The organism is Paraglaciecola sp. QJM3NY_14 (assembly GCF_056173245.1).
On the sequence record NZ_CM149664.1, the window covers coordinates 3383456 to 3408391 of the forward strand.

The window sequence follows — 24936 nt, forward strand, 5'->3', positions numbered from 1 at the left end:
ATAAAAGTCCACGGTATTGATTAGCCAATCGTTTTAGCCGCGGCTCTACCTATGCACTGATTTTTAACGTATGCGCAGAGCTTAAACGTATGCGCTACGTCTATGCATAGCGAGCACGCACTAAGCATGCAAGCTAATGACGATTGACTTGTAAGCTGGCGTATTGCTTTTATCCGCCACACTGTCAATGGGTATTAAATCGTTGGTCTCAGGGTAGTACGCTGCAGCGCAACCTCTGGGAATGCCATATTCCACTAAGGCAAAGTCACTTACTTCACGTAGCGCAGCCTTATCGTCTGGCCAGTGACTGCGGATACTCACATGTTGACCGGCCTTTAAGCCTAATGCTTCGATGTCCAAGCGATTAATAAATAAGACTTTACGCGTACCATGAATACCACGATAGCGATCATTGTTGGTGTATACAGTGGTATTAAATTGGTCGTGACTACGAATAGTCATCATCAACAAACATCCCTCGGGCACTTCAACACTTTCAATCGCATGCACCACAAAATTGGCTTTTCCCGTGGCGGTGGCAAATGTACGAGCGTCCCGTACCCCATTGGGCATTACAAATTCACCTAGTTCATCAATACGTTGGTTAAAGTTTTCGAACCCTGGGATCACGTTAGCGATATGGTCACGAATAAGTCGGTAATCTGTACGTAAGGCTAACCAATCTATGCTGTCGTTTTTAAGGGTATGCGCGCCTAACTGCGCAAGTATATCTATCTCACTTTTTAACAAGGTTGATGCTGGGGGAATTTTACCGTGAGATGTTTGAATCACCCCCATTGAATTTTCCACCGTAATGGTTTGAATACCGCTTTCTTGAGTGTCTATTTCGGTGCGCCCTAAGGCGGGTAAAATTAAAGCTTGCTTGCCCGTGTGTAAGTGCGAGCGATTGAGCTTTGTAGACACCTGTACCGTTAATTCACACTGGCTTAGGCCTTTATCATTGGCTTGGTGATCAGGCATGGCCCTGAAAAAATTGCCCCCAAGGGCGAACAACACTTTTATATCGCCCTTTTGCATGCCGTGTACTGTCTCTACAGCGTCAACGCCGTCTTTGCGCGGTGGGCTAAAGCTGAATTCCTTTTCAAGGGCATCTAAAAATGCGGGTTCCGGTTTTTCCCAAATCCCCATAGTGCGATCGCCCTGAACATTGCTGTGGCCACGCACGGGGCAAACGCCCGCGCCAGGTTTACCCAAATTACCTTGTAGCATTAAAAAGTTAGTCATCAATTGAATATTGGCCACGGCATTCTTATGCTGCGTCATGCCCATGGCCCAACAGCAAATCGTCTTTTTAGAGCCGCATGCAATATCAGCGGCTGCCTCAATTTGCGCTTGGGTCAATCCGCTGCCCTGCTCTATGTCTTGCCAACACGTTTGTTCAATGTCCGTTTTAAATTCATCAAAACCATGGCAATACTGCTCGATAAACTGATGATCCAATACTGGCTGGTGCTGACTGTCTCGCTCAATCAGCGATTTACATAAGCCTTTTAGCAAAGCTACATCACCGTTTATTTTGACCGGTAAATACACATCGCGCAGCGCAGTACCGCTGCCTATGACGCCCGACACTTCTTGCGGGTTTTTAAAACGTTTAAGCCCTGTTTCGTCCAGCGGGTTTACGGCAACTATTTTCGCCCCTTGGCGTTTCGCCCCTTGCAGCGATGCCAACATGCGCGGGTGATTCGTGCCTGGGTTTTGGCCGAACACAAAAATGGCCTCTGCATGCTCCAAATCTTCTAAGCTTACTGTGCCCTTGCCCACGCCGATGGTTTCGCCTAGGCCGACTCCACTTGATTCGTGGCACATGTTTGAGCAATCAGGCAGGTTATTGGTACCAAATTTTCGCACGAACAATTGATATAAAAATGCCGCTTCGTTACCTGTACGCCCAGATGTATAAAATGCCGCTTGATCCGGCGTATCTAATTGATTTAATTGGGTGGCTATCATCTCGAACGCACTATCCCATTCGATTGGCTGATAATGGCTTGTCCCTTCTGGCAACCACATTGGCTGTACTAATCGGCCTTGGTCGTTTAGCCAGCGGTCTGATTCTCCACGCATTTTGCTTACACTGTGCTGAGCAAAAAATTCAGCATCAGCGCGCTTAGTAGTGGCCTCATCGGCAACTGCTTTGGCGCCATTTTCACAAAATTCGAACGTGGCGCGTTTTTCAAGTGGGTCAGGCCAAGCGCACCCGGGGCAATCAAACCCTTCTATTTGGTTTAGATCAGATAATAGCCGCGTCCCTTTAATCGCTCCGGCTTTAGTCGTCACATTTTTGTAGGCGGATAATACGGCCGGTATTCCGGCGGCCCACTCTTTAGGCTGACTGATTTCAATGCGCTGCGTATCAGATGGGTCGAATGAGGGTGACTTTTCACTCACGCGTGAATCGGTTTTCATATTGACTCCTTAGATCAACGCTCACCGACAGAAACTGGCAAGCACTGAGTCATGATTTTAAATTAGGCAAGCCACTATACAATTCTGTGGTCGCAGGTATATACGTTGATACGTTTTTGGCTAATAAAGCCCACTAAGCAAATATCGCATTCGTTGGCCAGCTCGATAGCCAACGTGGACGGTGCCCCCATGGCTAGGATCATACCGATATTTGCCATGGCGGCTTTTTGTACCAAGTCGAAACTGATCCGCGAGCTTATGACGACCCCGTACTCCTTCGGTTTTTCCGGGGTATTTCCCACTAGAAGCGTGGGTAAATTGGCACCAATCAGTTTATCGAGGGCATTATGGCGACCAATGTCTTCACGCACATCGATAAGCCTAATTGCCCCTGTTTTCGGAGCATTCAGATTGGCATGCTCTGGTAGTACAAACAGCCCAGCCCCGTGACTGCCTCCCGTTGCCGCAAAGGCGGTTTGCTGTTGGCGAAGTGCATCGGCTAAAGATAAAACCTCGTTAGTAAACAGCGAAAACAGCGAAGCGTTATTGGGCGTATCTCGATGGGGAATTTTATCAAGCAATACATCAATAGAGCGTTGGCCACACACACCGCAGCCTGAATTAACGTACTCGATGTGACTCCCCCCTTGGCTTTGCGCTGAGGTAACATCTAAGTCAGATTGTGGGTGTAAAGTCACGAGTATCTGATTTGCCTCGTTACCTTTTATTCGCTCACTACCGGTATGAGTAACGCTTTGAATATCTGCGCTATTTGCTAACAATCCGCTGGTGTGCAGCCACCCCCTCACTAATGCGGTATCGTCCCCTGGGCTGCGCATAGTGGTCAACAATAAACTGGCGTTACCGCCCTGTTTGAGAGGGTGCTTCAACCAAATTTCCAGAGGCTCTTCACTGGCGATGATATCGTCAATGGCCAAGCGGCCAACGGAGCTTTGCTTTCGCTCAGGGCTGATTTTTGGCTCAAGGCTGTTTTTTGGCCCCTGGCTGTTTGCCAGCTCAAGGCTTCTTGCCAGCTCAAGGCTGTTACCTTGTTCCGAAACAAAGTTCTTTGTTACAAGGCGCGTTATTGGGAATGTTTTAACTCTGCTCACCTTTATATAGAAAAATAAATCAGTCGTTAATTCAGCATTTGATAAGATGAATTAACACGTTTTAAGTGCAGAACTGGTTGAGCAATGTTTGAATTTGTTAACGTGCAGCTCGGTTAAATGGCACTCGCTTAAAAGGCAACTTAGTTAAAGTATAACATTGTGAAAACGCAGCTTAATTAAAACACTAAGCCGGATACACCTAAGACTAAGATCCAACTCGCGAAAAACAATTTCAAATGAGTGGGCGAGAAATGCAGCACCAGCCGTTTCGCCAATATGCCGCCCACCACTGCACCAGGCCCTGCAAATAGCACAACAGGCCAATAAATAGCATGGGTCATCAAAACATGGTGCACTACACCCGACCATACAGTGACGGCACTTAAAATGACGGCACATGCAATTGAAAAGGTCACATTGAAGCCGCGCATAATTAGATACACGGCCACCAACTCCCCTACCCCAATGGACAAATATGCCGTAATTACGCCGCCACAAATACAAATAATCGGTAACAAAATACTATCTAACGGGCGTAATCGTAGTTTTAAAGTGCTGCGCCCTGCCATGGTGACCATCAAAAACATGCTGATTGCCAGCAAAATAGAAAACACACCGAAGCCAATGTGTAACTTATCACCCTGGGCGAGTACGCCAAACCAGTTAGGGTTAAACTGTGCAATGAGCAAGCCCACAATCGATGCCGGAATGCTCAGTAACAATACTGGATACAAACTCTGCCACTGAGTGATATGCAGAGTTTCCGTGGCACGTTTATCATGAGAGTTGCTTTCATCACAAAGTTGCCCTGAGGTCTCATCGAAGTATTCAATTGTTTGCACGTCATCACCGCTTTGCGCCACATGAAAGCGCCACCAGGTCATTGCCCCCGCCGTCATGCCAAAACACTGAATGGCAAAGCTCGTGGCGACCGTTGCGACGGGTGAAAAGCCCATTTGATTAAAAAACGGCACAAACACTACGCCACCACCTGCACCTGTGGCGTTCGCAAACACCGCGCCCATCACACCTAAAAAAGCGAAAGCCGCGTGCTGGGTAAAGAGTTGAATCGGCTCTTGCTGAAACGCCAAAACGACGCACCAGGTTGCGATCAAGAAGCTACGAATTTGCCCAGCAGAAAATTGAGAAAACATTGAATTTACACTACATTTTGATATCGACATGACTTTGCCAGAAAACCCATATTCGCGCAAAGTAATTCAGGTTACTAAGGTTGTTATGCTTTAATGATCACGCGTATCGTCACACTCTTATTGCTTCGCATATCCACAACTTCGCTGTGTGCGCTTGGCATGTTAAACGCGCAAACTCCCTGTGGTTAGCTTGCTTGAAACACAAGAGCGCTGGGTGCTGACCTTATCACCTAATCGTTCCGCCAACTGGGCGCAAACCAAGCTATTGATCAGTGCTATGGCGTTTATCGTGATGAGCATTGCGTTAGCGTGGACATTTGTCGGCGCGTGGTTAGTACTGCCTTTCGCGGGCATTGAAGTGGGGTTACTGTGGTTTATTTCTTATCGCGTGTCACTTTTTACTTATCAGCAGCAAGTCATCACCATCAGCAAAACCGACATCAAACTGCAAGCGGGTACCTACAGACCGCGAAAGAGCTGGCTTTTCAAGCGTCATCAAACCTACCTTGGCTTAGTAGAAGCCAACAGCAAGTACGATTGTATTCAATTGCGTTTTGTTGACGATACGCGGCATGTGACGTTTGGAGAGTTTTTGAATCAAAGCGACCGCATGGTTGCACTGGCGCATTTGAAAGCGTTACCCATTCAAGTATTAAGCGATAAATGGTGGCAAGCGTAGCTGGCCACCATTTCACTTATGTCTCAAACGCTTAAAAGGTGAGTACATTAATTTCTTCGTTGTTCAGTGTTCCGGCCAAACCTTGTTGATATAAATCTTGAATCGCCTGAGCACCTTGGTAATCGACCACTTCGATTTTGCCCTGCATGTGCGCGTTGAAACTTCCCCACGCTTGCGCGTAACGCTCATTGAACCCTTCTCGCGTCCACTCTTCTGTGCGTTTTTTCACTTGATGAGGCGCAAAGAATAATTGCCCGTGTAATTTACCTTTGGGTTTATTGGTTTGCGATTTCACGTCCGTGGCGCCAATAAAGACCTCGCGAGACAGTTTGTCGCCTAATAGATCTTGCAGGTCTAAGAGCAGTTGCTTATTGCCCGCAAAGTCCAGCACCCAGCTTTCACCGTCTTGGCTTATCTGATCGATATCTTTGTATTCGAGCACGTCATCGTAACAAGCAAACGATTCAGTCAACGCTTTGTTCGCAGCACTGGTTAACCCCACGACCCGGTAATGTCCACCGCGCTGTGCTTTGTGTTTCATCAATAGATGCGCGCAACCATATGCCGTTTTACTTGATGCACTGGTGAGTAACACAGTCGTCACTTTATCGGTAATGTGTTCACCCACAAAATCGTCCAGCACGAACGATGTCATAAACAAGGGTCGATAATTCAGTAACCACGCTTGGGAGTCTTCTTGGTAGGCTGGGTCTTGGGCGCAACGTAAGTAGTTGTCATACACAGGTGAGCTACTGACCCGCTGGGGGTGATTATCAAAAAAGCTCACGTCAGTGGCTTTGTCCACATTCACCAGCAAATGCGTACCCATAGGAAAATAGCCATACACCACTTCACCGACTTCGGCTCTTGGATGCTTGGACGCAATAACAGTACCGAACCCCCAAACAGGTACAATGCCCCACTGCTCATCAGCAGGGAAAAATCCCCAATAACCCATTTTTTCGCCGGTGACAGCATAACTAATGTTATTGGCCGAAAAACCAAAACTATCGACTTTTAAAATAGCTTGTCCGTCTTGCAATTGCGCCGCGTCTAGCTCGCCTTTAACAATTTTGGTTTGAGAAATATCTGCTTTGTTCACCCAAATCTGTGTATTGTTAATTTTAGTATCGTTGAGCTTATTGTCTGACATGAGGTGTGTCCTTGTATGAGAAAACTGCAATGAAATCTGCAACGATTATAGGGATGTAGTGAAATTTTTATGCTACAAAATCCATCATATTTGTGAATACGCGCACATCACAGCGACTAATTTCTGCGCAGAAATCTTATAAATCAAGGACAGTCCATGGCAATAATTAACACCGTATCACACTCTATTTCACCAAAGCAGCTAGCATCACACGCCGCAGCAATGTTGCTACTAGCCACTGGTTTTAGTGCTCACTCAGCGCCTACCCAAAGTTGTGCTAAGCAAGATGTTACCTTGCAAGTGCTGGGCTCTGGTGGCCCAGAATTAGACGATGGGCGTGTTTCGTCCAGCTACCTTATTTGGCATAACGATAAAGCGCGGGTGTTAATTGATACAGGTCCTGGCAGCAGCGTTAATTTTGGCGCATCAGGGGCGGACTTCGCCGATTTACAAGGAATATTGCTAACCCATTTACATGTGGATCACAGCGGCGATTTACCCGCCTACGTCAAGGGCTCTTACTTCACCTCACGCAGTGAAGATTTAACCGTGTTCGGTCCTGAGGGGAACGCCATGATGCCGAATACCAGCGAGTATTTAGCAAGCCTAATGGGAGGCGATGGGGCTTTTGCTTATTTAAGTGATTATACCCAACCCACCAGCCAAGCTGACTATCATATCAACGCGCAAAACATTCCCCTGACGCCAATAAAACAGCACAGCCAAAAGATCAGTGATGACATCATTATCACCGCCAGCCCAGTACATCATGGCCCTATTGCTGCCATTGCTTGGCGCGTTGACATAGGTGACTGCAGCATTACCTTTTCAGGTGATATGAGTAACAAAAACAATACCTTAGCTACTTTGGCTAAAGACAGTGATATTTTGGTTATGCACAATGCTGTGCCACAAAGTGCATCTGGCGCTGCCATCAATTTACATATGCGCCCACTGGATATTGGTAAAATAGCCCAACAAGCGAACGCAAATCGCGTGGTGTTATCCCACTTTATGAATCGCACACGTAATGACAGCGAAGCCACGCTTGGCTTTATCCAGCAGCACTATACTGGCACAGTAGAGCTGGCAACAGATATGGCGACGTTTTGAAGAAGCATGAGTTTAGCGAGAACGGCTTGATATGAAGTACTATGACTGAAGTACAGTCTTAACTCTTAAACATTTGATATGAAAAAGCCATCTCATTCAGTGAAATAAGAACACGGAATGAGACCGCTTTTTGCTACTTTCTTAAGTATGACAAACCTATAAAGCCTGCCACAAAGATTGGTATAAAGTTTATTAACAAGCCGCTTAGTTACTCGCTGTCTTGCTGCCGAGCCTGTTGTATTTCGCTCTGCATGTCTTGGGCAATTGCTTGTATTTCAGGCATTAGACTGCGCATAGCTTGTTGACCCGCCATCATTGAGTCTTGCATCACTAAAGGCATTTTCTGTGTCATGCTTTTACCGACATCTGATTTGTAAAATTCAATTAAACCATCAATTTCATGCTGATTAAAATGCGTTAAGTACACATTGATCATGGGCTCTTTAAATTGTTCCCAGGTCATTTTCTCTTTGAGCAATTGATCAATCTTTCCCATGTATTTTTCAAAGGCGGGCCTTTCTGGTTCAGAAATATTCATTTGAGTGGCCATGTTATTAAACATAGTGCTCACCTGCCCTTGCATCGCATCCATAATTTTCGATACATCCGTTAACATCATCAATTTTTCAACCGATTCACGGCTCGCTTTGGTCTCAGCCTGAGCGCCAAAAGTGATGCATAATAAGGTTAACAGTAAAATTCGTACTTTCATTTTTAATCCTTTAGGTTTGAGGGTAAATAACGGCCCGCGTATTCAAAATTGCTTAATTCGTGATCCTTATACCTGCGCTATCAAAATCAATTAAAACTAAGTATTTCAGTTAATAACGCCCCTAGCATAAACTATTTTTGCGTCTATTTGCTTACATTGCGTACAAAAAATCGTGACAGGAACGAGTAAAAAAACAACCTATTCATCCATCGTAAATATATCGTCGAGTCTAATGACACATACACTGGATTTTTCTGACTTTTTGAGTTCTAGCGTATTCAAATGATAGGAGTAATATTTATGAATAACTGGGGATAGGCGAATCACCACCTTTTGAAGGTACTATTTTAAGGATGCTAGTGAGTCGTCAAACGAAATTGGTGCTCCTTTCTTTAATATTGCCGACACTCAGACAGCTGCAGAACAGAAATGTTGGCTTTATCACTGGTTTGTTTATTGATTGGATAACACACAAAAATCCGGTAAATAACCTTTACCGGATTTTTGCTTGACGCATCTTAAATGCTCGATTGCCTGTTTGCTTTCTAGCTTTCTAGTTTAAAAGCGTGCTGTGACCTTGGCATGATAGTAGCGGCCCATTACGTCATATACTTCGGGTACGGTGTTGGCGTTATTCCATGAATATATGTAGGGCGGTGTTTTATCAAACACGTTGTCGATACCTGCTGAGACTGACCACGTGTCATTCACAAAATATTGCGCGGCTAAGTCATGATAGGTCACAGAGCTTACGTCTTGCACTAAGTCATAAGCAGCGTAGTAATCATCTGTCATGCTACCGATGTAACGGATTTTGTAGCTTGCGGTCCAATCATCTTGCCCCACTTTGATGCCTAGGTTAGATTTCCATTTGGCGAATCCGCCGTTCGTACCATCAATCTTACCCGTGTATTCCACCTCGTCTTCTGTGTATTCAAGCAGGCGGGTAGCATCTAAGTTGACGCCCCAATCGTACCCCATGGCTTCGAACACGTAGGTCATGTTCATATCAACGCCGCGGGTTTCAACCGTTCCCACATTAGTCAGGGGCGATTCCATGTAATCGATGTTGCCCGTGATTTCATTCCGCGTGATGTTTAGCACGTTACAGTAGGATGTTTCGCCGGCGTAACATTGATCCAAATAGGTTTGGGTAGAGATACGTGAAATCGCATTACTCACGTCAATATTGAAGTAATCAATCGTGGCGGATAAGCCCTCGATATAATGAGGGTTGTACACCAAACCTAGAGTAAAGGTATCGGCTTCCTCTGGGCTCAAATTGGCCACAGTGGTGTAGGTGTTTTCAATCTGGCCGTCGCTGTACACAAAGTTGGCGTTATTAATTTGCGCCGCACAGGTTTGATACAGGCTTGAACTCGGATCGCCAGCGCCATACCCTGAACAGGGATCGGTTAAATAATCGTATGAGCCAACATCGCCGCCGTAAAGCTCGTCGACCGTTGGGGCGCGAAACGCGGTAGAGGCCACACCTCTCAGCATTAAATCGTCATTTACATGCCAGCTTAGGCCTAACTTCCAAGTGGTGTCGGAATCAAACGTGCTGTAGTCAAACCAACGCACGGCTGCATCAACCGATAAACTTTTCACAAACGGCAAATCGGTCAAAAGCGGAATAGCAAATTCAGCGTAAATTTGCGTGGTGTCAAAATCCCCTGATGTTGGCGCTTGCGCTGATGCGCTGCCATCCCCGGCGACGGTCACTGCATCTGGCTGATACCAACCCTTTTCACGGCGATATTCAGCGCCTGCTGCAAAACCAACAAAACCAGCTGGAAGCTCGAACAAATCACCAGTAACGTTAAGGTTTACGATATTGAATTCGTTACCGCCACTGGCTTGGTCCGTGTACGAAATATAGTCAATGGTATCGCTAGAAAGCTCACCTTCATTAACGAACCAATCTTGACAGGGAATGCTAACGTCATTACAAATTGATGCGTCCATGGTGTTGTAAAGCTTGGTTAAATTAATGTAGTTGGAGGAACGGTCTGTGGCATCGTTTCGGCCATACGAGTAGGAAAGATCCCAGTCATAACCTGAGCCGACATCCCATACACCTTGAGCGCCCATCACCACACGTAAGGTATCTGTGACTTGGTCAAACACGCGATCGCCTACTTCTGTCATGCGCCGGCGCATAGAGGTCGCTGTGCCAAAAGGATTGCCTGTGGCGTCAGCGGTTAATATGGCTTCAATGGGTGATGGGGCCATTTGCTGAGTAGATGTGCGTTTGGTATATAACGACTCTACATAAATTTGTGTGTCTTCGTTGATATCATAATTCGCATTGGCAAATAGGCCTATCCGCTTTTGCGGTGTGTATAGATACGAGCTATCAGCGTAGTTATAGGCGTTGTAGCCCTCTGTCCAGTTCTTATCACTGTCTAGGGTTCCCCAACCGTCTCCTGAGTTGTAGTTGCCGCCTGGGATGTATGAACTACCACTGACGCATGCACCTGAATCATCGAAGTCGTTATCTGGACAGGCTGAGAATCCACGATCACCTTGCATCGCTTTACCACGATCGACATAACTTAAACCCAACACAAAATTGCCTTTTTCACTGCTGCCACCTGTGACCAAACTGATATCGGCTGTGTTGGCATCGCCTTCATCTGAGCCAGCGTACCCCATGGATAACTCAATACCGTCAAAATTGGTTTTGGTAATAATATTCACAACACCGGCTATGGCGTCAGAGCCATACACGGCAGATGCACCGTCTTTTAGCACTTCAATGCGCTCAATTGCCGCTAACGGGATGGTGTTTAGATCCACGGAAGAATCAGCCCCCGTACCTGAATTCACCATTCTACGGCCATTGACTAACACAAGTGTACGACTGGTGCCTAAGCCACGTAAGTTAATACGCGCGGCCCCTGCTCCCCCGTTATTGGTTGCAGCACCCGTTGCCATACCGCTTGATGCTGTACTTTGCTGCAGCACTTGCTCAACGGAGGTAAAGCCACCTAAGGTAATATCTTCGGCGCTGATAATGGAAATAGGGCTTGCGGATTCTAAATCGGTGCGCTTTATACGCGAGCCTGTTATTTGAATCTTTTCTACGGATTTTGCCTGATCGTCAGTTTCTTGCGCTGCAACCATGCCACTAGGTAGCAGCATGGCTGAGCCTGTAACCAGTAATGAGAGTCGGATCGACTGCGTTAGAGCATTCTTGATAAACATTTCAAATTCCCTAAATGGACCCATGCAACATAAATCACATGAATGCATTTTCTTTATTATTTTATGAGTGACACTGCGTGTCTGTATGTTATTTATGGGATACACCCAAGCGCGAAATTAAGCACTGAGAGTAGAAATGAATCAAATCAAACGGATTAAAAAAACGGCATTCAAACAATAATTTACTATCTGCTGACATTGCCCTTACAGTCTCTGACATAACATTGCATAACTATGCAATTAGAACAAAATTTGAACGCGGAAATTTGCTTAACTCTATATATAAATGCAAGAGAAAGTTATCGGCATGTTCAATTTATGATTGCGTGCGAATTAGCTAGAATGAGTCAAAATATGTTAATAACATAGGGATGTCAGGGGAGTAGAGCTGTGAGTTTAATTTTAAATTGAAGACCTAGTTTGGCGTACTCAATGTGGGGAAAACAAAATATACCCGGCAGCTAATTTATTATAAAAGATGAATTAAAATTCATTATTCATCGCTTTACTACACATTCTATGCACTCTATATGCACACTATTTACGCAAAACTTACACTAGACCTATGCTATTTGGTGTGTGAATTCGGCATAATAGTTATCGACAGCGTAGTGAACTGTTATGTACCTCCCTGGTGCTAATTGCTGCTAGTTGATAACAACTAGCAGCAACCCTTTCAGCGTATAATTTATACTATTGACCTTTAACAAGGCATATATTTAATAAATGCAACCCCAATAAAAAATAATTTAAAACGATAGAGTTAAGATTCGACTAGATATTCAAGCAGTTTTAAGGTGGCTTTTTCATCTGGGCTAAAGTATTTGGCTCCCGTGCGCTTGAGTTGTTTGCGAAAATAATCAAGAGTACGACCACTTTCGTAGTGCAGGATAACGCCGGGGTGAATATAGTTTGAGCGGCATACTGCTGGCGTGTTACCAAGCTCGCCAGCCACTTTTTTGACTGCCGCTAGCACATTACTTTGGCTTAGCTTTTCATCATCGGCCGGACCAAGTTCGTCAAGTGCGATAGCCATCAGTACCGTGCCTGCCCATGTTCGAAAGTCCTTCGCGCTAAAATCTTCCCCCATTACTTCTGCAATGTATTGGTTTAGCTCCTGTGCGCTAATATTTTTACGCTCCCCATCCGGTAGTGTGACATCAAACAATTCGTAGCCAGTCATTTTTTCCAATTGGGCTAACACCTTGGTGACATGATTGTCGTGGATTTCGCGGTGCTGTTGTTTGTGGCTTTTTCCGACGTAATCAAATTCTACATGACCACGCTCAATGCTCATGTGCTTTACGCGCAGCGTGGTTAAGCCATAAGTTTGGTTGTCTCTGGTGTAACTTGGGTTACCAGGTCTGAAGAAGGCGTCATCTAACATGCGTGTCATACAAGCTAATACCACATTTTCGTCGATAGGACGCTGGGTGATATGCTGCCCTGTCACGCGCCGCATAGTGGAAAGCTCTTTGGCAAAGCGCAAAATGCGCTCAAATTTCTGCTCGCTGGCCTGCTCAGTCCACTTAGGGTTGTATATGTATTGTTTGCGATTTTGCGCGTCCCGGCCAAAGGCCAATACCTTAGCACTGCGGTCGAGTTCAATTTGCACCTCCTGCCACGCAGGAGGGATCGCTAAGCTTTGCACCCAGCGCTTAATGCCCTTGTTTTTAACCGTTCTGCCAGAAGGGTACTGGTAGGTAAACTTATCACCAAATGGTTTTCGAATAATAAAGCGCTCCATATCCAATCTCCTTTCATTCCGTATTGCGCAGTTATTTTAATAAGTTACATACTGCATTTACCCGTCGCTAGTTCACTTACTTACGGTTTTTTAAGAAATAAAAAACACCAACAATGGGCACTTTCGGGAAAGAACGACTTGACCTAGTCCTTGACAGAGTAGAACGTTCACTCTACTCTAAAGGTAGAGTTTTCGTTCTACCTTTAATGCCGCACTTGGAGCGCCAGACATTGAAAGCACAAATTGCCGAAAGTTTAGAGGCTGCCTTTAGCCAGTATGGTTTCGCTGAAACCAGCGTTTCACAATTAAAAACAGCCTGTAACGTGAGCTTGCGTACACTATACAAACATTATCCTTCAAAAGAGTTAATGATTGTCGCGGCTTTGACCCACAGACATCAGCGCTATTTAGCTTTTTTAGCAGATGCCCGCATTAAAGATGGCAAAGAGGCGATTTTAGCGGCTTTCGAGAGGCTTGATCAGTGGATGACAGAGTTTGCCCCCCATGGGTGTATGTCGTTGCAAGCGTTAGCGGCATTCCCTGACAACCTCGAAATAAAAGCGGCGGTTTCACAGCACAAAAACGATGTACGTTTACTGTTAGCTCAACGAGCTCAGCGGCCTCACTTAGCCACAGCGTTACTGTTACTTCACGAGGGAGTCTCGAATGTGTGGCCTATATTGGGCTACGAATCTATCGAATCTGCAAAATTATCAGTTCAACAAATGATGGAGCAAAATGAACATGCCTAACATCACTAACGCCCCTAATATCGTCGCTATTCCCAAAAAAATGATGGGTGTGCAACTTACTGGTCACGGTGGCCCTGAAGTGCTTCAGTACAATCAAGATATTGCTGTTCCTTCACCCAAAGATCATGAAGTACTGATACGGGTGAAAGCTGCGGGGGTAAACAACACCGACATTAACACACGTACTGCCTGGTACTCTAAAAGTGATGCCGATGGCGCAGACGCAAGTTGGTCAGGCAACGCATTGACCTTTCCGCGTATACAAGGGGCCGATGTGTGTGGCCAAATCGTAGCGGTCGGAAGTCAGGTCGCCAATAGCCGTGTTGGCGAACGAGTATTGATAGAGCCTTGCATTCGCCAAGTGAACGGAAAAACGTTAGATACACCTTGGTATTTTGGCTCTGAATGCGACGGTGGCTTTGCACAATATACGCTAGTTGATGCTCGCCATGCGTTCGCTATTCAAAGTGAGTTGAGCGATCTAGCGTTAGCCACCTTCCCTTGTTCCTACTCGACCGCTGAAAACATGCTGACTCGTACTCAGTTAGCCCCTAACGAACGAGTGTTGATCACGGGCGCTTCAGGCGGCGTGGGCTCAGCAGCCATACAATTGGCAAAAGCACGTGGGGCATATGTTATTGCGCTCACCAGCCCAGCCAAAAACGAACAGCTGTTGGCCTTAGGTGCCGATGAAGTCATCAGCCGCGATGCTGATTTACTTGCAACGCTAAAAGCGAATAGTATAGATGTGGTCATCGATTTGGTTGCAGGGTCCGCATGGCCTAATTTACTTGATGTGCTTAAATGTCACGGCCGATACGCGGTTGCCGGTGCCATTGGCGGCCCAATCGTCGAGTTAGATGTTAGAACCCTGTACTTAAAAGATCTCAGCTTTTTTGGCTGTACAGTATTAGAGGCTGGTGTTTTTCAAAACTTAGTGGACTACATCGAGCAGAGTAAGATTTCACCTATTGTTGCCCAATCGTTTCCGCTAAAAGACATAGCGCAGGCTCAAAAAGTCTTCACCGAAAAACATCATGTAGGCAAGATAGTGCTGAGTATTGATTGACTCTAAAAGTTGATTTGAATTTGTTTTAAATCTGATAGCGCCGTCCAAATTGGCGCTTAGGACTCATGTAACAAGTTTTATGTAGCCGATTTTCTTCAATAAAAAGTCACTTCACTTGAGCTCAGTTGCAGCTCATCTTCGTAGTCAACAAAAAAGAACTCTTGATTAAATCTATCGTCACTCACCTCAATCATGTCGTCAAAACTAAAGAGATCATCCCCTAATAGCTTCTTCACTGCAGCCATCGACTGACCCTGCTTAAAAGCCCCAAATTGCCACGAGCTATTAATCGTCAGTTTATCTTGCCGAAAGACCGAATCCAATAAATACACTCTATTCACTGTGCTACCTGTCACCTCCACGACCAAGTGGTTATCCATAATAAGCAAATTTGTATCTTTATCACTTGCGACTTCTCCTATCGCTAAGGATTTCAACGTATCGACATCAACTAACTCAAGATCCCCATTAATATATCGGCTTAAGCTATCCGCGATGTGGGTATTGTGGGCGACATCAAGTCTACTTGGCTCAAAATCGCGATGCGATACAGAATAAAAACTCGCTACATAGTCAGGTTGTCGATTTCGCTCTACTGATTTAGCGATACCCTCTATTGAAATGGTTTGAGATGCATGTTTAAGCACTGCAGTGTGTGTCGAATCTTGCTGGGTATTGATGGCTTTCTCAACGTCAAGCATAGGCATGTCATATGACACCTTATTAAGAATACGCCACTCTTGCTTTTCAAATCGAGCATCAAAATCAAGCATACTAAGAAGCTCATTGCTAAACCAAACATTTCGATTGGTGACACTTACCAGCTTGTCATTGAAGAATGTAAGCCAAAGATCACGCCCATAGGAAACAAGCAATAAGTCATTATCTAGGGCATATACGCCCGCAGGGCTACCAAATAAAGCCACAGCTTCGTCATAGGTACTTTGTAATCGCAATCCAAATACCCCCTGCTCAAAGTCGATTGAGAACGATTCAATGGGCGGCAGCGGTAATTTGTCAGTGTTTATTTGATAGGTAATAGTATGTTGTTTTTTAGCACGTATTTTTGACTCAATACTTAAGGCGAATTTCCTTAAACCACTTGCATCATAGGGCGTTGCTTTTGATGACAAGGCAGCCCCCGTAGCGCAATTATTAACAAGTTGCGCAGTGAATGTGACTCGGTTGCGTACGACGCGGGATTCCGAGGCCAAGCTATCTAACACAACCGATTTTTTCGTTAAGATGACGCCATCAACTCCCCGCTTTTTAGCAATGTCTAGAATATCTTGAATGACTTCCGATCTGGTTTTTGCCAGCGATTCAGCATTAGTGCTTCCTGTCGAGAATCGTAATCGTCCACTTACTTTAATTGTATCTACAACCCCATAATCACAAGCAGGATAAAACTGTAATAGTTCTGCGGCTGGGCTTTCTTTTGCCAACATCGCAAGACAAGCGCCTAACAACACCTTCATACTCAGATATCTCATAAATTTCCTTTTAAATTATCATATTTGTCTTAACATCTTCGTGTATCTTATTGACGAATAACAAAAATTGGCGAACAGTATGCAAGACAAGGTCAAAGCTATTATTGGGTAAAAAAACTCTCAGCACAACAGGCTAGTTTACTCATTTCATCTCAGTTGCCAGAAACAATTCAGGCTAAAACGAAAAAATTTTTATAGGCACGAAAGGTATCGATTGGTAATTTAATGAGAATATGCTGCTAATACGACATTTTACCCAACAAGATAAGACACACCTCATTCGCTGCTTAAACACGACTAACGTGACGCGTTTTTTGTCGAGTCGCATTCCTTATCCCTACACAGAAGATGACGCCATTTGGTGGATTGAGCATGGCAGTAAAAATGGCATTATTCGCGCTATTGAAGTGGACGGTGAGTTTGTTGGCTGTGTGGGTGCTGAGCCAGGCCAGTTTGAATATACGTATTCAGCTGAAGTCGGTTACTGGCTGGCTGAGCAGTTTTGGGGCAAGGGCTACGCCTCAAAAGCGCTTTCTTTACTGATTGATGAAGTGAAAAACAACAGTGAAATAGTACGCTTACACGCCAGTGTATTTGAAGGCAATTTGGCCTCTTGCCAGGTGCTAAAAAAATGTGGCTTTACTGCTGAGGGTTACCTAAAAAAGGCGGTGTACAAGCAGGGCTCGTTTTATAACACGCATCTCTACGCTAACGTTATTAACGATGCCAATGGCTAAAAGCGACGGGTGAAGCCTGTTATTACCCTATTTCACTGACAAAATGTATCTGTTTAAGGATTAAAATTAACGGCTCAGTAGATCAATCCAAGTGAACATTGTTAAAGTAGCCGTTTATACCGTTAGATATTCAGGATTAGGAAGTCGATTTGCAGCAATCAGCGTTAAAAGTACTCGCGGGGCCTATTCTAAAGAAACTCACGTGCGAGCAAGTGACGTTATGGTTAGTCACCAACCAACCCATCGATATCAATTTATCGCTTACACCTGAAGGTCAAACTGCGCAAACCTACCCGCTTGAGCAAACCAATGACAGCGAAATCCCCCAGCACAGAAGTATTAAGGTCGGTGAACATCTTTATATACATTTATTGCACCTGACACTCGACACCCCATTACCCGAAGACTGTTGGATTGGCTATCAGTTAGACTTTACGACTCAAGACAAAGTCAACGTAAAGCTCACCGAGTTGCTCAGTGATATTTGTTACCCACAGCGCCCCACTCCCGGTTTTGTGGTGCACCATAAACTGCGAAAAATTCTGCATGGCTCTTGCCGCAAGCCTCATCATGACAGCCCTGATGGCTTAGTGATTGCCGATACCCTGCTTAGTACTCTGCAGGATTCCCCGCAGCGGTGGCCGAGTCTAATAATGATGACAGGGGACCAGATATACGCTGACGATGTGGCAACCCCCATGTTAGCGGCCATTCACAGTGTTATCCCCTCTCTGGGCATAGTTAACGAAATCTTTTCTGATTCAACCGTTAACAACAGCCACGATTTGCACACTGAGCAGGCCTTATACAATCAACGCATACAGATTTTGCCAAATGATAATCAAAGCCAAAAATTAAAGATCCCGCTTTTTAAGTCCGCTGAAAAGCCGGTCTTCACCACAGTGCACGCGAATAATCATTTGGTGTCGTTTGCAGAGGTCATCACCATGTATTTGCTGTGCTGGTCTCCTGAGTGCTGGGCAATTGCTAATACTGATATACCAAGCTCTACTGGTGTTCAAAGCGCAATAGGCGATCAAAGCGTTGAAGAATATCAAAGCGAGTTAGACTTGATAGAACAATTTGTGTCAGGCCTCTCACAAGCAAGACGCGTCATGGCACACCTGCCCTGCCCCATGATGTTCGATGACCACGATGTAACCGACGACTGGAATTTAACCGCAGACTGGGAAAAAGCGGCCTACGGCAATGTGTTCTCTCGACGAATAATAGGTAATTCATTAATAGCCTATTTACTGTGCCAAGGATGGGGTAACGCACCGCAAAACTTCAGTAATGAATTACTGCAAAAGGTGCAATTGAGTTTCCAGGACTTAGGCTGCCCAGAACACGATGAAACTATCACCACATTGTTAGCGTTTGAACAATGGCATTACCAATGGCCCACCTCGCCCAAATTATTGGTGCTTGATACCCGCACCCAGCGCTGGTGGTCAGAATCGAACGCCAATAAACCATCTGGTTTGATGGATTGGGAGTCACTCACTGAATTGCAACAAGCTTTGATGAATGAGCCCGCTGTGGTGCTAGTGTCGCCAGCGCCTATATTTGGGGTGAAACTCATCGAAGCTATTCAAAGGGTATTTACCCGTATTGGAAAACCACTGATGGTGGATGCCGAGAACTGGATGGCTCACCCCGGCAGTGCAAATTATTTATTGAATCTATTCACCCACCGAAAAACACCGCAGAACTTTGTCATTTTATCCGGCGATGTGCATTACTCCTACGCCTACCACGTGAAGTTAAAGCGAAGACGCAACAGCCCTGATATATGGCAAATCACCAGTAGTGGCTTACGCAATACCTTTCCTGAGAGTTTACTCAACTGGCTAGATAGGCTAAATCGTTGGTTATACGCTCCCTATTCACCGTTAAATGTATTTACCAAACGACGTAACATGCGCGTCACCCCGTTAAAGCCTTCGCACGCGTCTGCGGGTGAACGTTTGGTCAACGGCTCAGGCATTGGCTTGGTAGAACTTGACGATGAAGGAAAACCAACAAGTATCAGCCAATTGTTGTTTGATCAACAAATACAGTTTGAAGAAGCGGATATTGTCAACTCACCACACATGCGAAGACATGAAAGGTAAACAGTAGGGCAACAAAAACACAACGCTTCATTTACATACGCATTCATTTGGTAATTTTTTTGCTCTTACCTTAAGGTTTCACAGCCAAGGCTAAGAGCAGTTACATATCGTCACGTATGCCTTAGCAAATGACAAAACGATCAACCTAAGGGATACGCTAATGAAGACATCTTTAAAAACCATTGCTTGTGCGCTGGCAGTTAGTTTTAGCACTCAAAGCAGTGCAGCCCCCACAACTTTTGTCCACTTATTTGAGTGGAATTGGCATGACATAGCCACCGAATGCGAAACCTTTTTAGGCCCCAAAGGCTATGCCGCGGTTCAAGTATCGCCACCAAACGAGCACATCATCGCACAGCAGTGGTGGGCTCGTTATCAACCCGTTAGCTACGTGTTGCAAAGCAGAGGGGGAAACCGCGCGCAGTTCATTGACATGGTGCAACGCTGTGATTCAGCAGGCGTAGATATTTACGTAGACGCGGTCATTAACCATATGGCGGCAGGCTCAGGAAATGGAACTGCTGGCAGCAGTTTTGGCGCCAAGCAGTACCCTATATTTTCCCCCCAAGACTTCCATACAACCTGCACAATCAATAACTACAGTGACCGAGGACAGGTACAAAATTGTGAATTGGTTGGCCTAGCTGATTTAGACACGGACGCGCCTTACGTTCAAGACACCATCGCCGCCTACTTAAGTGACTTGACCAACATAGGCGTTAAAGGGTTTAGATTAGATGCCGCGAAGCATATGCCTAGTGCCGATATATCCAGTATATTATCCAAAGTCGCGGGCAATCCCTTGATATTTCAAGAGGTCATCGATCAAGGCGGAGAAGCTGTATCAGCCAGTGAGTATACCAGTAATGGCTTAGTCACCGAGTTTAAGTACAGCGTTGAAATAGGTAACACCTTTCGAAATGGTAAATTAGCGTGGCTAAGTAATTTTGGAGAAGACTGGGGGTTCATGCCTAGCTACCAAGCAGTGGTCTTTGTTGACAACCATGATAATCAGCGGGGTCACGGCGGCGGTGGCAACGTTATTACGTTTGAAGATGGCAGGTTATACGATCTCGCAAATGTGTTTATGCTTGCCTATCCCTATGGATATCCAAAGGTCATGTCCAGCTTTGACTTTCATTCTGATACCGATGCAGGTGCGCCCAATATGCGCGTACACAATAACGGTAATCTTGAATGCTTTGGGCAAAACTGGAAGTGCGAACATCGCTGGAGTTACATTGCTGGTGCGGTAGATTTTCGAAATAATACCCATGACGATTTCTCACTGTCCGACTGGTGGGATAATGGTGCTAATCAAATCGCCTTCGGCCGCAGCAGCTCAGGCTTTGTAGCCATAAACAAAGAGAGCTATCAACTTAGCGCAAGCGTACCTACTTCAATGCCACCAGGACAATACTGCAATGTACTGAAAGGTCAACTTGCCAGTGATGCTCAAAGCTGTTCCGGGGAGGTTGTAACCGTACAAAACGACGGAACCATAAACCTTAGCGTGGTTCCTTTTGATGCAATAGCGATTCATCACAATGCAAAAATCACAGACTCTGCCCCTACTCAAAATAGCCAAAGAACGGTCATATTCATTAAAGCGCAGACGCAAAATGGTCAGGATATGTTCGTGCGCGGCGGTATAGACCATGCCTATGCCAGCAGCCAATTAGGCAAGGCCTGCACGGCAGAAAACTATCAATGTGCAATTCCAATCACCCACAATAATCTGCGCAACACAACCACGGCGGTGTGGAAACAAAGTGAACAATACCTAGATTGGTATGGTGCTGAAAGCGCGCAAAATGCAGCCGCACAAGGCACCGCAATGGACTGGACGACAAACCTTTGGCCCGACAGCTATGGCCCACACAAAACAGTGGTCAACGACGGGTTTGGACAAGAAGTACTCAATGCGTGGGGGGAGCATTACTGGATGCTGGATGTACAAATGGATTGCAGTAAAACCGTAAACGGCTGGTTCGAACTCAAGGCCTATGTAAAAAACGGACAAGGCTTTGAAGGCGACGTGCAGCAAATCGGTACACCTTATCCTTCGAGCAATCATTTCGCTCAATGCGGTAAGATAAACCAATTCGAATTCAACAGTTCAACTGCGTATATCGTGCCGTTTTAGATAGCAGTTAGACTTTCAATCTGTGAGGAGTAGAGGCTGAATTAAAAACACGTGCGGGTAAACCTTACCCGCTATTTTCCAGCGTCACGTCAGTAGCAATGAGGCAGGTTATTATTTTAATTCCACCAGATAATGGTATTTGTCACTGCGGCAACGACTGATGCGGTATTCCATCGGTTTGTCGTTTAGCGACTGAGCGATGCGTGTTACTTCAAGCAACGGCTCACCAAGTTTTATGTCTAGTGTATCAACGTCATTTTGCGTGGCGAGATCCGCTTTGATACTGTCACGAATGGTATGCACGGTCAGGTTAAAGTTGGTTTGATAAAAGTGGTACAGCGTATGAGGCACTTCTTTTTCATCAAGCAATGCTTTGAACCATTTATGGGGCAAAAAAATGGTCTCAGCAATACAAAACTCGTTATCTAAAGTACGGCGCCTGATCAGTACAATCACTTTGTCTTTCGGATTGAGTGCTAGGGCCGCAGCAACTTTCTTATTGGCCGTTTGCGTTGAAATAGACAATAGCTCAGCCTTAGGCAATTCCGGGTTTTTACCATCCGCAATCAGCGGGTAAAAACGATAAAGTCCGTGATGCCCCGTATGCTCAGAAACAAACGTACCAATGCCTTGCCTGCGGGTAAGAATTTTAGCGCTCGTTAGGCTATTCAGCGCTTTACGCACCGTGCCCTGGCTGACGCCAAACTCGCTGGCCAGCTGAAATTCGTTGGGTAGCATTTCACCTGGCTTCCAGCGCTGCTCAACAATAAGTTGGGTCACTTGCTCTTCCACCTGTTTGTACAGAGGTTGGAAAGCTAAACCAGGTCGGCTAAGTTTGTTGTCAAAGCGATTTTCGTTCATATACGGCAAATTTGTTGAAACAAAATATAAGAGTAATATTAAGTGTATGTCTTATACAAGATATTATCGTTTGGTTTACATTAAACTTTGTTAAGGATCAATTCGGTGCATTTTTGCGAAGTGCATTAATCCCGCTATATCTACTAGTTTTAAGCATCGTTTCAATCACTTAATATGCAGACTCGGATAACGGAAAACCCAGCATGCAACTAAAACCCAACAAAGATTGACAAGAATTTAACACTACTATAACTTATATCTTATATAAGATTGTAAGGGTTGCTTGCATCGCCTCAGTGCTAGCATTTGCGCTTCCCCATTGTGCCATTATCACGAGTGAGAAAAATTCATGTCTATAACTACGTCTGTGTTTGATGTTACTGCCCCGAATTGGAACGATATAAAGCAAGCTGAAGTGACCGGCGCCGCGAGCTTGCAAAGTGATGCCAGTGTACTAATTCCGACGTCGCAAGGTGAGTTACACATCGCATTTCATACGTTTGGTGTGCGTGTACAAATTGGCACGAAAAACCAGCCTGACTATGGTCTACTCGTATCCACGCCGGAGGTAATAGCGGCAGATATCGTTTCAAATGAGCAGCAAACAACCCTGATTGCTGGCGACAGTAAGTTGGTGATCAACCACACACCCTTCACGTTTGAGTTATCACAAAACAGTAAAACAATTCAGCAAACTGCGACCGATGGTCACTTTGTGCGTCGCTACCGTTTACCACCTCTAGCCAAAGTGGATAAAGGCTGGTTAATAAGCCTAGAGCTCGACACCGACGAAGCCGTATACGGCTTAGGCGAAAAGTGGGGTAGCCTTAATAAGCGCGGTCAACTGGTGCGCTCTTACAACCACGATGCGCTAGGCGTAAATGCAGAAATTTCCTACAAAAACACGCCATTTTGTTGGAGCCCCAGCGGTTGGGGCGTGTTTGTGCATACCCCTGCCCCGGTAACACACGCTGTGGGTTATGCCACTTGGTCACAACGTGCTTACGGGGTATTGGTGGAAGATGAATGCTTAGATATGTTCTTGATGCACGGTGAGGATGGTAACGCCATTATCAACACCTACACAGATTTAACCGGCAAAGCGCCAACCCCTCCGGTATGGAGCTTAGGGGTTATTTTGTCGAAAGCGTATTACAAAGATGTGCCTGAATTATTGGCTACGGCAAAAGACGTACGCGACCACAAAATGCCGTGCGACGTTATCACCCTTGACGGACGTGCATGGCAAGACACAGATACCCGCTTTGCCTTTGAATGGGATCCCAAACGCTTTGACGACCCCGCGGCGGTGATCAATAAGCTCAAAGCAGACAATTTTAAAGTCTGCATATGGGAATATCCATTGGTTTCTATTCAGCATCCGCTTTTCGCCGAAATGGCCAAAAAAGGCTGGTTATTAAAAGACAAGCGCACCGGCGAAGCGTATCAATACAAGTGGGACATGAGCGCGTTTGCAGAAGTGCTGACGCCACTACCTGAGTCCGGCATTGTGGATTTCACCCACCCCGATGCATATCAGTTTTGGATGGAATCACACAAGCCCTTGTTTGATTTAGGCATTGATATGATAAAAGCCGACTTCGGTGAACAGGTCGAAGATGACAACATGCTTGCTCACAGCGGTGATTCAGGCAACCGCTTGCACAACGTTTACAGCTTTCTATACAACAAGTGCGTGTACGAAGCCGCAGAGAAGTATTCTAAAAACGGCCCTTTCTTGTTCAGCCGTTCAGCATGGACCGGCTCACAGCGCTTCCCTAGTCAATGGGGCGGCGACCCACAAGCCGATTGGGGCGGGCTAAGCGCCAGTATCCGGGGTGCTTTATCGTGGGGGATGTCAGGCGCGCCTTTCTTTGCCACTGATATTGGCGGGTTCTTCAAAGACACCCGAGATCAAGAGCTCTTTATTCGTTGGTCACAAGCCGCCGTATTCAGCGCTCATATGCGTTTACACGGCATAGGTCAGCGTGAACCTTGGAGCTATGGCCCTGAAGCAGAAGATGCAGTAAACCAAGCATTGGTGCTACGTTATCGCTTACTACCGTATATTTACAACGCCATGCAACAAGCAAGCAGTACAAGTGTACCCTTGATGCGCGCGATGCCATTGGCCTTTCCCAAAGATCGTGTTGCGGCAGCGCTTGAATCGCAGTTTATGTTCGGTGATGACATGTTAGTGGCTCCCTGCTTAAAACCCGGCGGAGAAGTAGAGTTCTACTTACCCGAAGGTGAATGGCAACGCTTCCCAAGTGAACAAACCTACCAAGGTGGCAAGGTTTATAACCTAACCCTTGGCGCTCAAGAAATGGCCGTGTTCGTACCTAAGGGCAAGCGCATACCACTTGGGCCAGATGTTGAACACACGGACGAGTTGACTGATAAGCAACCGCAAATTAGCCATTACTGGCCCAAATAGCCCTTAAGCGCAGT

General features: G+C 45.7%; 17 protein-coding genes. 8 read left to right on the top strand and 9 right to left on the bottom strand.

Annotated elements, in window-relative coordinates; genetic code table 11:
• Nucleotides 1–120: 120 nt before the first annotated feature.
• The 3 genes from AC0VYA_RS14375 to AC0VYA_RS14385 all read right to left on the bottom strand — a co-directional run bounded on the left by AC0VYA_RS14375 (nucleotide 121) and on the right by AC0VYA_RS14385 (nucleotide 4696).
• On the bottom strand, nucleotides 121–2430 hold the full coding sequence (locus tag AC0VYA_RS14375) for an FdhF/YdeP family oxidoreductase (RefSeq protein WP_475488741.1): 2310 nt from the start codon (nucleotides 2428–2430) through the stop codon (nucleotides 121–123).
• Nucleotides 2431–2504: 74 nt separating this feature from the next.
• Nucleotides 2505–3542 (bottom strand): formate dehydrogenase accessory sulfurtransferase FdhD, encoded by a 1038-nt coding sequence (locus tag AC0VYA_RS14380; protein WP_475488742.1) that lies wholly within the window; start codon nucleotides 3540–3542, stop codon nucleotides 2505–2507.
• Nucleotides 3543–3718: 176 nt separating this feature from the next.
• On the bottom strand, nucleotides 3719–4696 hold the full coding sequence (locus AC0VYA_RS14385) for a sulfite exporter TauE/SafE family protein (protein WP_475488743.1): 978 nt from the start codon (nucleotides 4694–4696) through the stop codon (nucleotides 3719–3721).
• A gap of 214 nt (nucleotides 4697–4910) precedes the next feature.
• On the opposite strand from AC0VYA_RS14385, the gene AC0VYA_RS14390 reads away from it, so the two are divergent.
• Nucleotides 4911–5375 (top strand): DUF2244 domain-containing protein, encoded by a 465-nt coding sequence (locus tag AC0VYA_RS14390; protein WP_475488744.1) that lies wholly within the window; start codon nucleotides 4911–4913, stop codon nucleotides 5373–5375.
• 31 nt (nucleotides 5376–5406) lie between these two features.
• Here AC0VYA_RS14390 and AC0VYA_RS14395 read toward each other — a convergent pair whose 3' ends face one another.
• Nucleotides 5407–6528: a DUF2855 family protein gene (locus AC0VYA_RS14395; RefSeq protein ID WP_011575615.1), complete on the bottom strand. Its 1122-nt coding sequence runs from the start codon at nucleotides 6526–6528 to the stop codon at nucleotides 5407–5409.
• Nucleotides 6529–6684: 156 nt separating this feature from the next.
• Between AC0VYA_RS14395 and AC0VYA_RS14400 the strand changes: the two genes are divergently transcribed.
• Nucleotides 6685–7641, top strand: coding sequence for an MBL fold metallo-hydrolase (locus tag AC0VYA_RS14400; protein WP_475488745.1), 957 nt, complete (start codon nucleotides 6685–6687; stop codon nucleotides 7639–7641).
• Nucleotides 7642–7849: 208 nt separating this feature from the next.
• Here AC0VYA_RS14400 and AC0VYA_RS14405 read toward each other — a convergent pair whose 3' ends face one another.
• From AC0VYA_RS14405 to AC0VYA_RS14415, 3 genes are all read right to left on the bottom strand, one after another.
• Nucleotides 7850–8353, bottom strand: coding sequence for a DUF2059 domain-containing protein (locus AC0VYA_RS14405; protein ID WP_473474919.1), 504 nt, complete (start codon nucleotides 8351–8353; stop codon nucleotides 7850–7852).
• Nucleotides 8354–8911: 558 nt separating this feature from the next.
• Nucleotides 8912–11563 carry a TonB-dependent receptor gene (locus AC0VYA_RS14410; protein ID WP_475488746.1) on the bottom strand — a complete coding sequence of 884 codons (2652 nt, stop codon included), beginning with the start codon at nucleotides 11561–11563 and terminating at the stop codon, nucleotides 8912–8914.
• Nucleotides 11564–12326: 763 nt separating this feature from the next.
• Nucleotides 12327–13310, bottom strand: a complete 984-nt coding sequence (locus tag AC0VYA_RS14415; RefSeq protein ID WP_475488747.1) for a DNA topoisomerase IB — start codon at nucleotides 13308–13310, stop codon at nucleotides 12327–12329.
• A gap of 206 nt (nucleotides 13311–13516) precedes the next feature.
• Between AC0VYA_RS14415 and AC0VYA_RS14420 the strand changes: the two genes are divergently transcribed.
• Together AC0VYA_RS14420 and AC0VYA_RS14425 are read left to right on the top strand one after the other, a co-directional pair.
• Nucleotides 13517–14062, top strand: coding sequence for a TetR/AcrR family transcriptional regulator (locus tag AC0VYA_RS14420; protein ID WP_475491075.1), 546 nt, complete (start codon nucleotides 13517–13519; stop codon nucleotides 14060–14062).
• A complete protein-coding gene (locus AC0VYA_RS14425; protein WP_475488748.1) occupies nucleotides 14049–15131 on the top strand; it encodes an alcohol dehydrogenase family protein in 1083 nt (360 codons plus the stop codon). Before AC0VYA_RS14420 ends, AC0VYA_RS14425 begins: the two co-directional genes overlap by 14 nt.
• Nucleotides 15132–15226: 95 nt before the next feature.
• On the opposite strand, the gene AC0VYA_RS14430 is transcribed toward AC0VYA_RS14425, so the two are convergent.
• Entirely contained in the window at nucleotides 15227–16624 is a 1398-nt protein-coding gene (locus tag AC0VYA_RS14430; RefSeq protein ID WP_475488749.1) for a hypothetical protein, read from the bottom strand.
• Nucleotides 16625–16857: 233 nt separating this feature from the next.
• On the opposite strand from AC0VYA_RS14430, the gene AC0VYA_RS14435 reads away from it, so the two are divergent.
• The 3 genes from AC0VYA_RS14435 (at nucleotide 16858) to AC0VYA_RS14445 (ending at nucleotide 21624) form a co-directional block, all read left to right on the top strand.
• On the top strand, nucleotides 16858–17361 hold the full coding sequence (locus AC0VYA_RS14435; protein ID WP_475488750.1) for a GNAT family N-acetyltransferase: 504 nt from the start codon (nucleotides 16858–16860) through the stop codon (nucleotides 17359–17361).
• A gap of 149 nt (nucleotides 17362–17510) precedes the next feature.
• Nucleotides 17511–19478, top strand: a complete 1968-nt coding sequence (locus AC0VYA_RS14440) for an alkaline phosphatase D family protein (protein ID WP_475488751.1) — start codon at nucleotides 17511–17513, stop codon at nucleotides 19476–19478.
• A 160-nt stretch (nucleotides 19479–19638) separates the two neighbouring features.
• On the top strand, nucleotides 19639–21624 hold the full coding sequence (locus tag AC0VYA_RS14445; protein WP_475488752.1) for an alpha-amylase: 1986 nt from the start codon (nucleotides 19639–19641) through the stop codon (nucleotides 21622–21624).
• 111 nt (nucleotides 21625–21735) lie between these two features.
• Here AC0VYA_RS14445 and AC0VYA_RS14450 read toward each other — a convergent pair whose 3' ends face one another.
• On the bottom strand, nucleotides 21736–22485 hold the full coding sequence (locus AC0VYA_RS14450; protein ID WP_475488753.1) for a GntR family transcriptional regulator: 750 nt from the start codon (nucleotides 22483–22485) through the stop codon (nucleotides 21736–21738).
• Nucleotides 22486–22834: 349 nt separating this feature from the next.
• On the opposite strand from AC0VYA_RS14450, the gene AC0VYA_RS14455 reads away from it, so the two are divergent.
• Entirely contained in the window at nucleotides 22835–24922 is a 2088-nt protein-coding gene (locus AC0VYA_RS14455) for a glycoside hydrolase family 31 protein (RefSeq protein WP_475488754.1), read from the top strand.
• The last annotated feature ends 14 nt before the right edge of the window (nucleotides 24923–24936 follow it).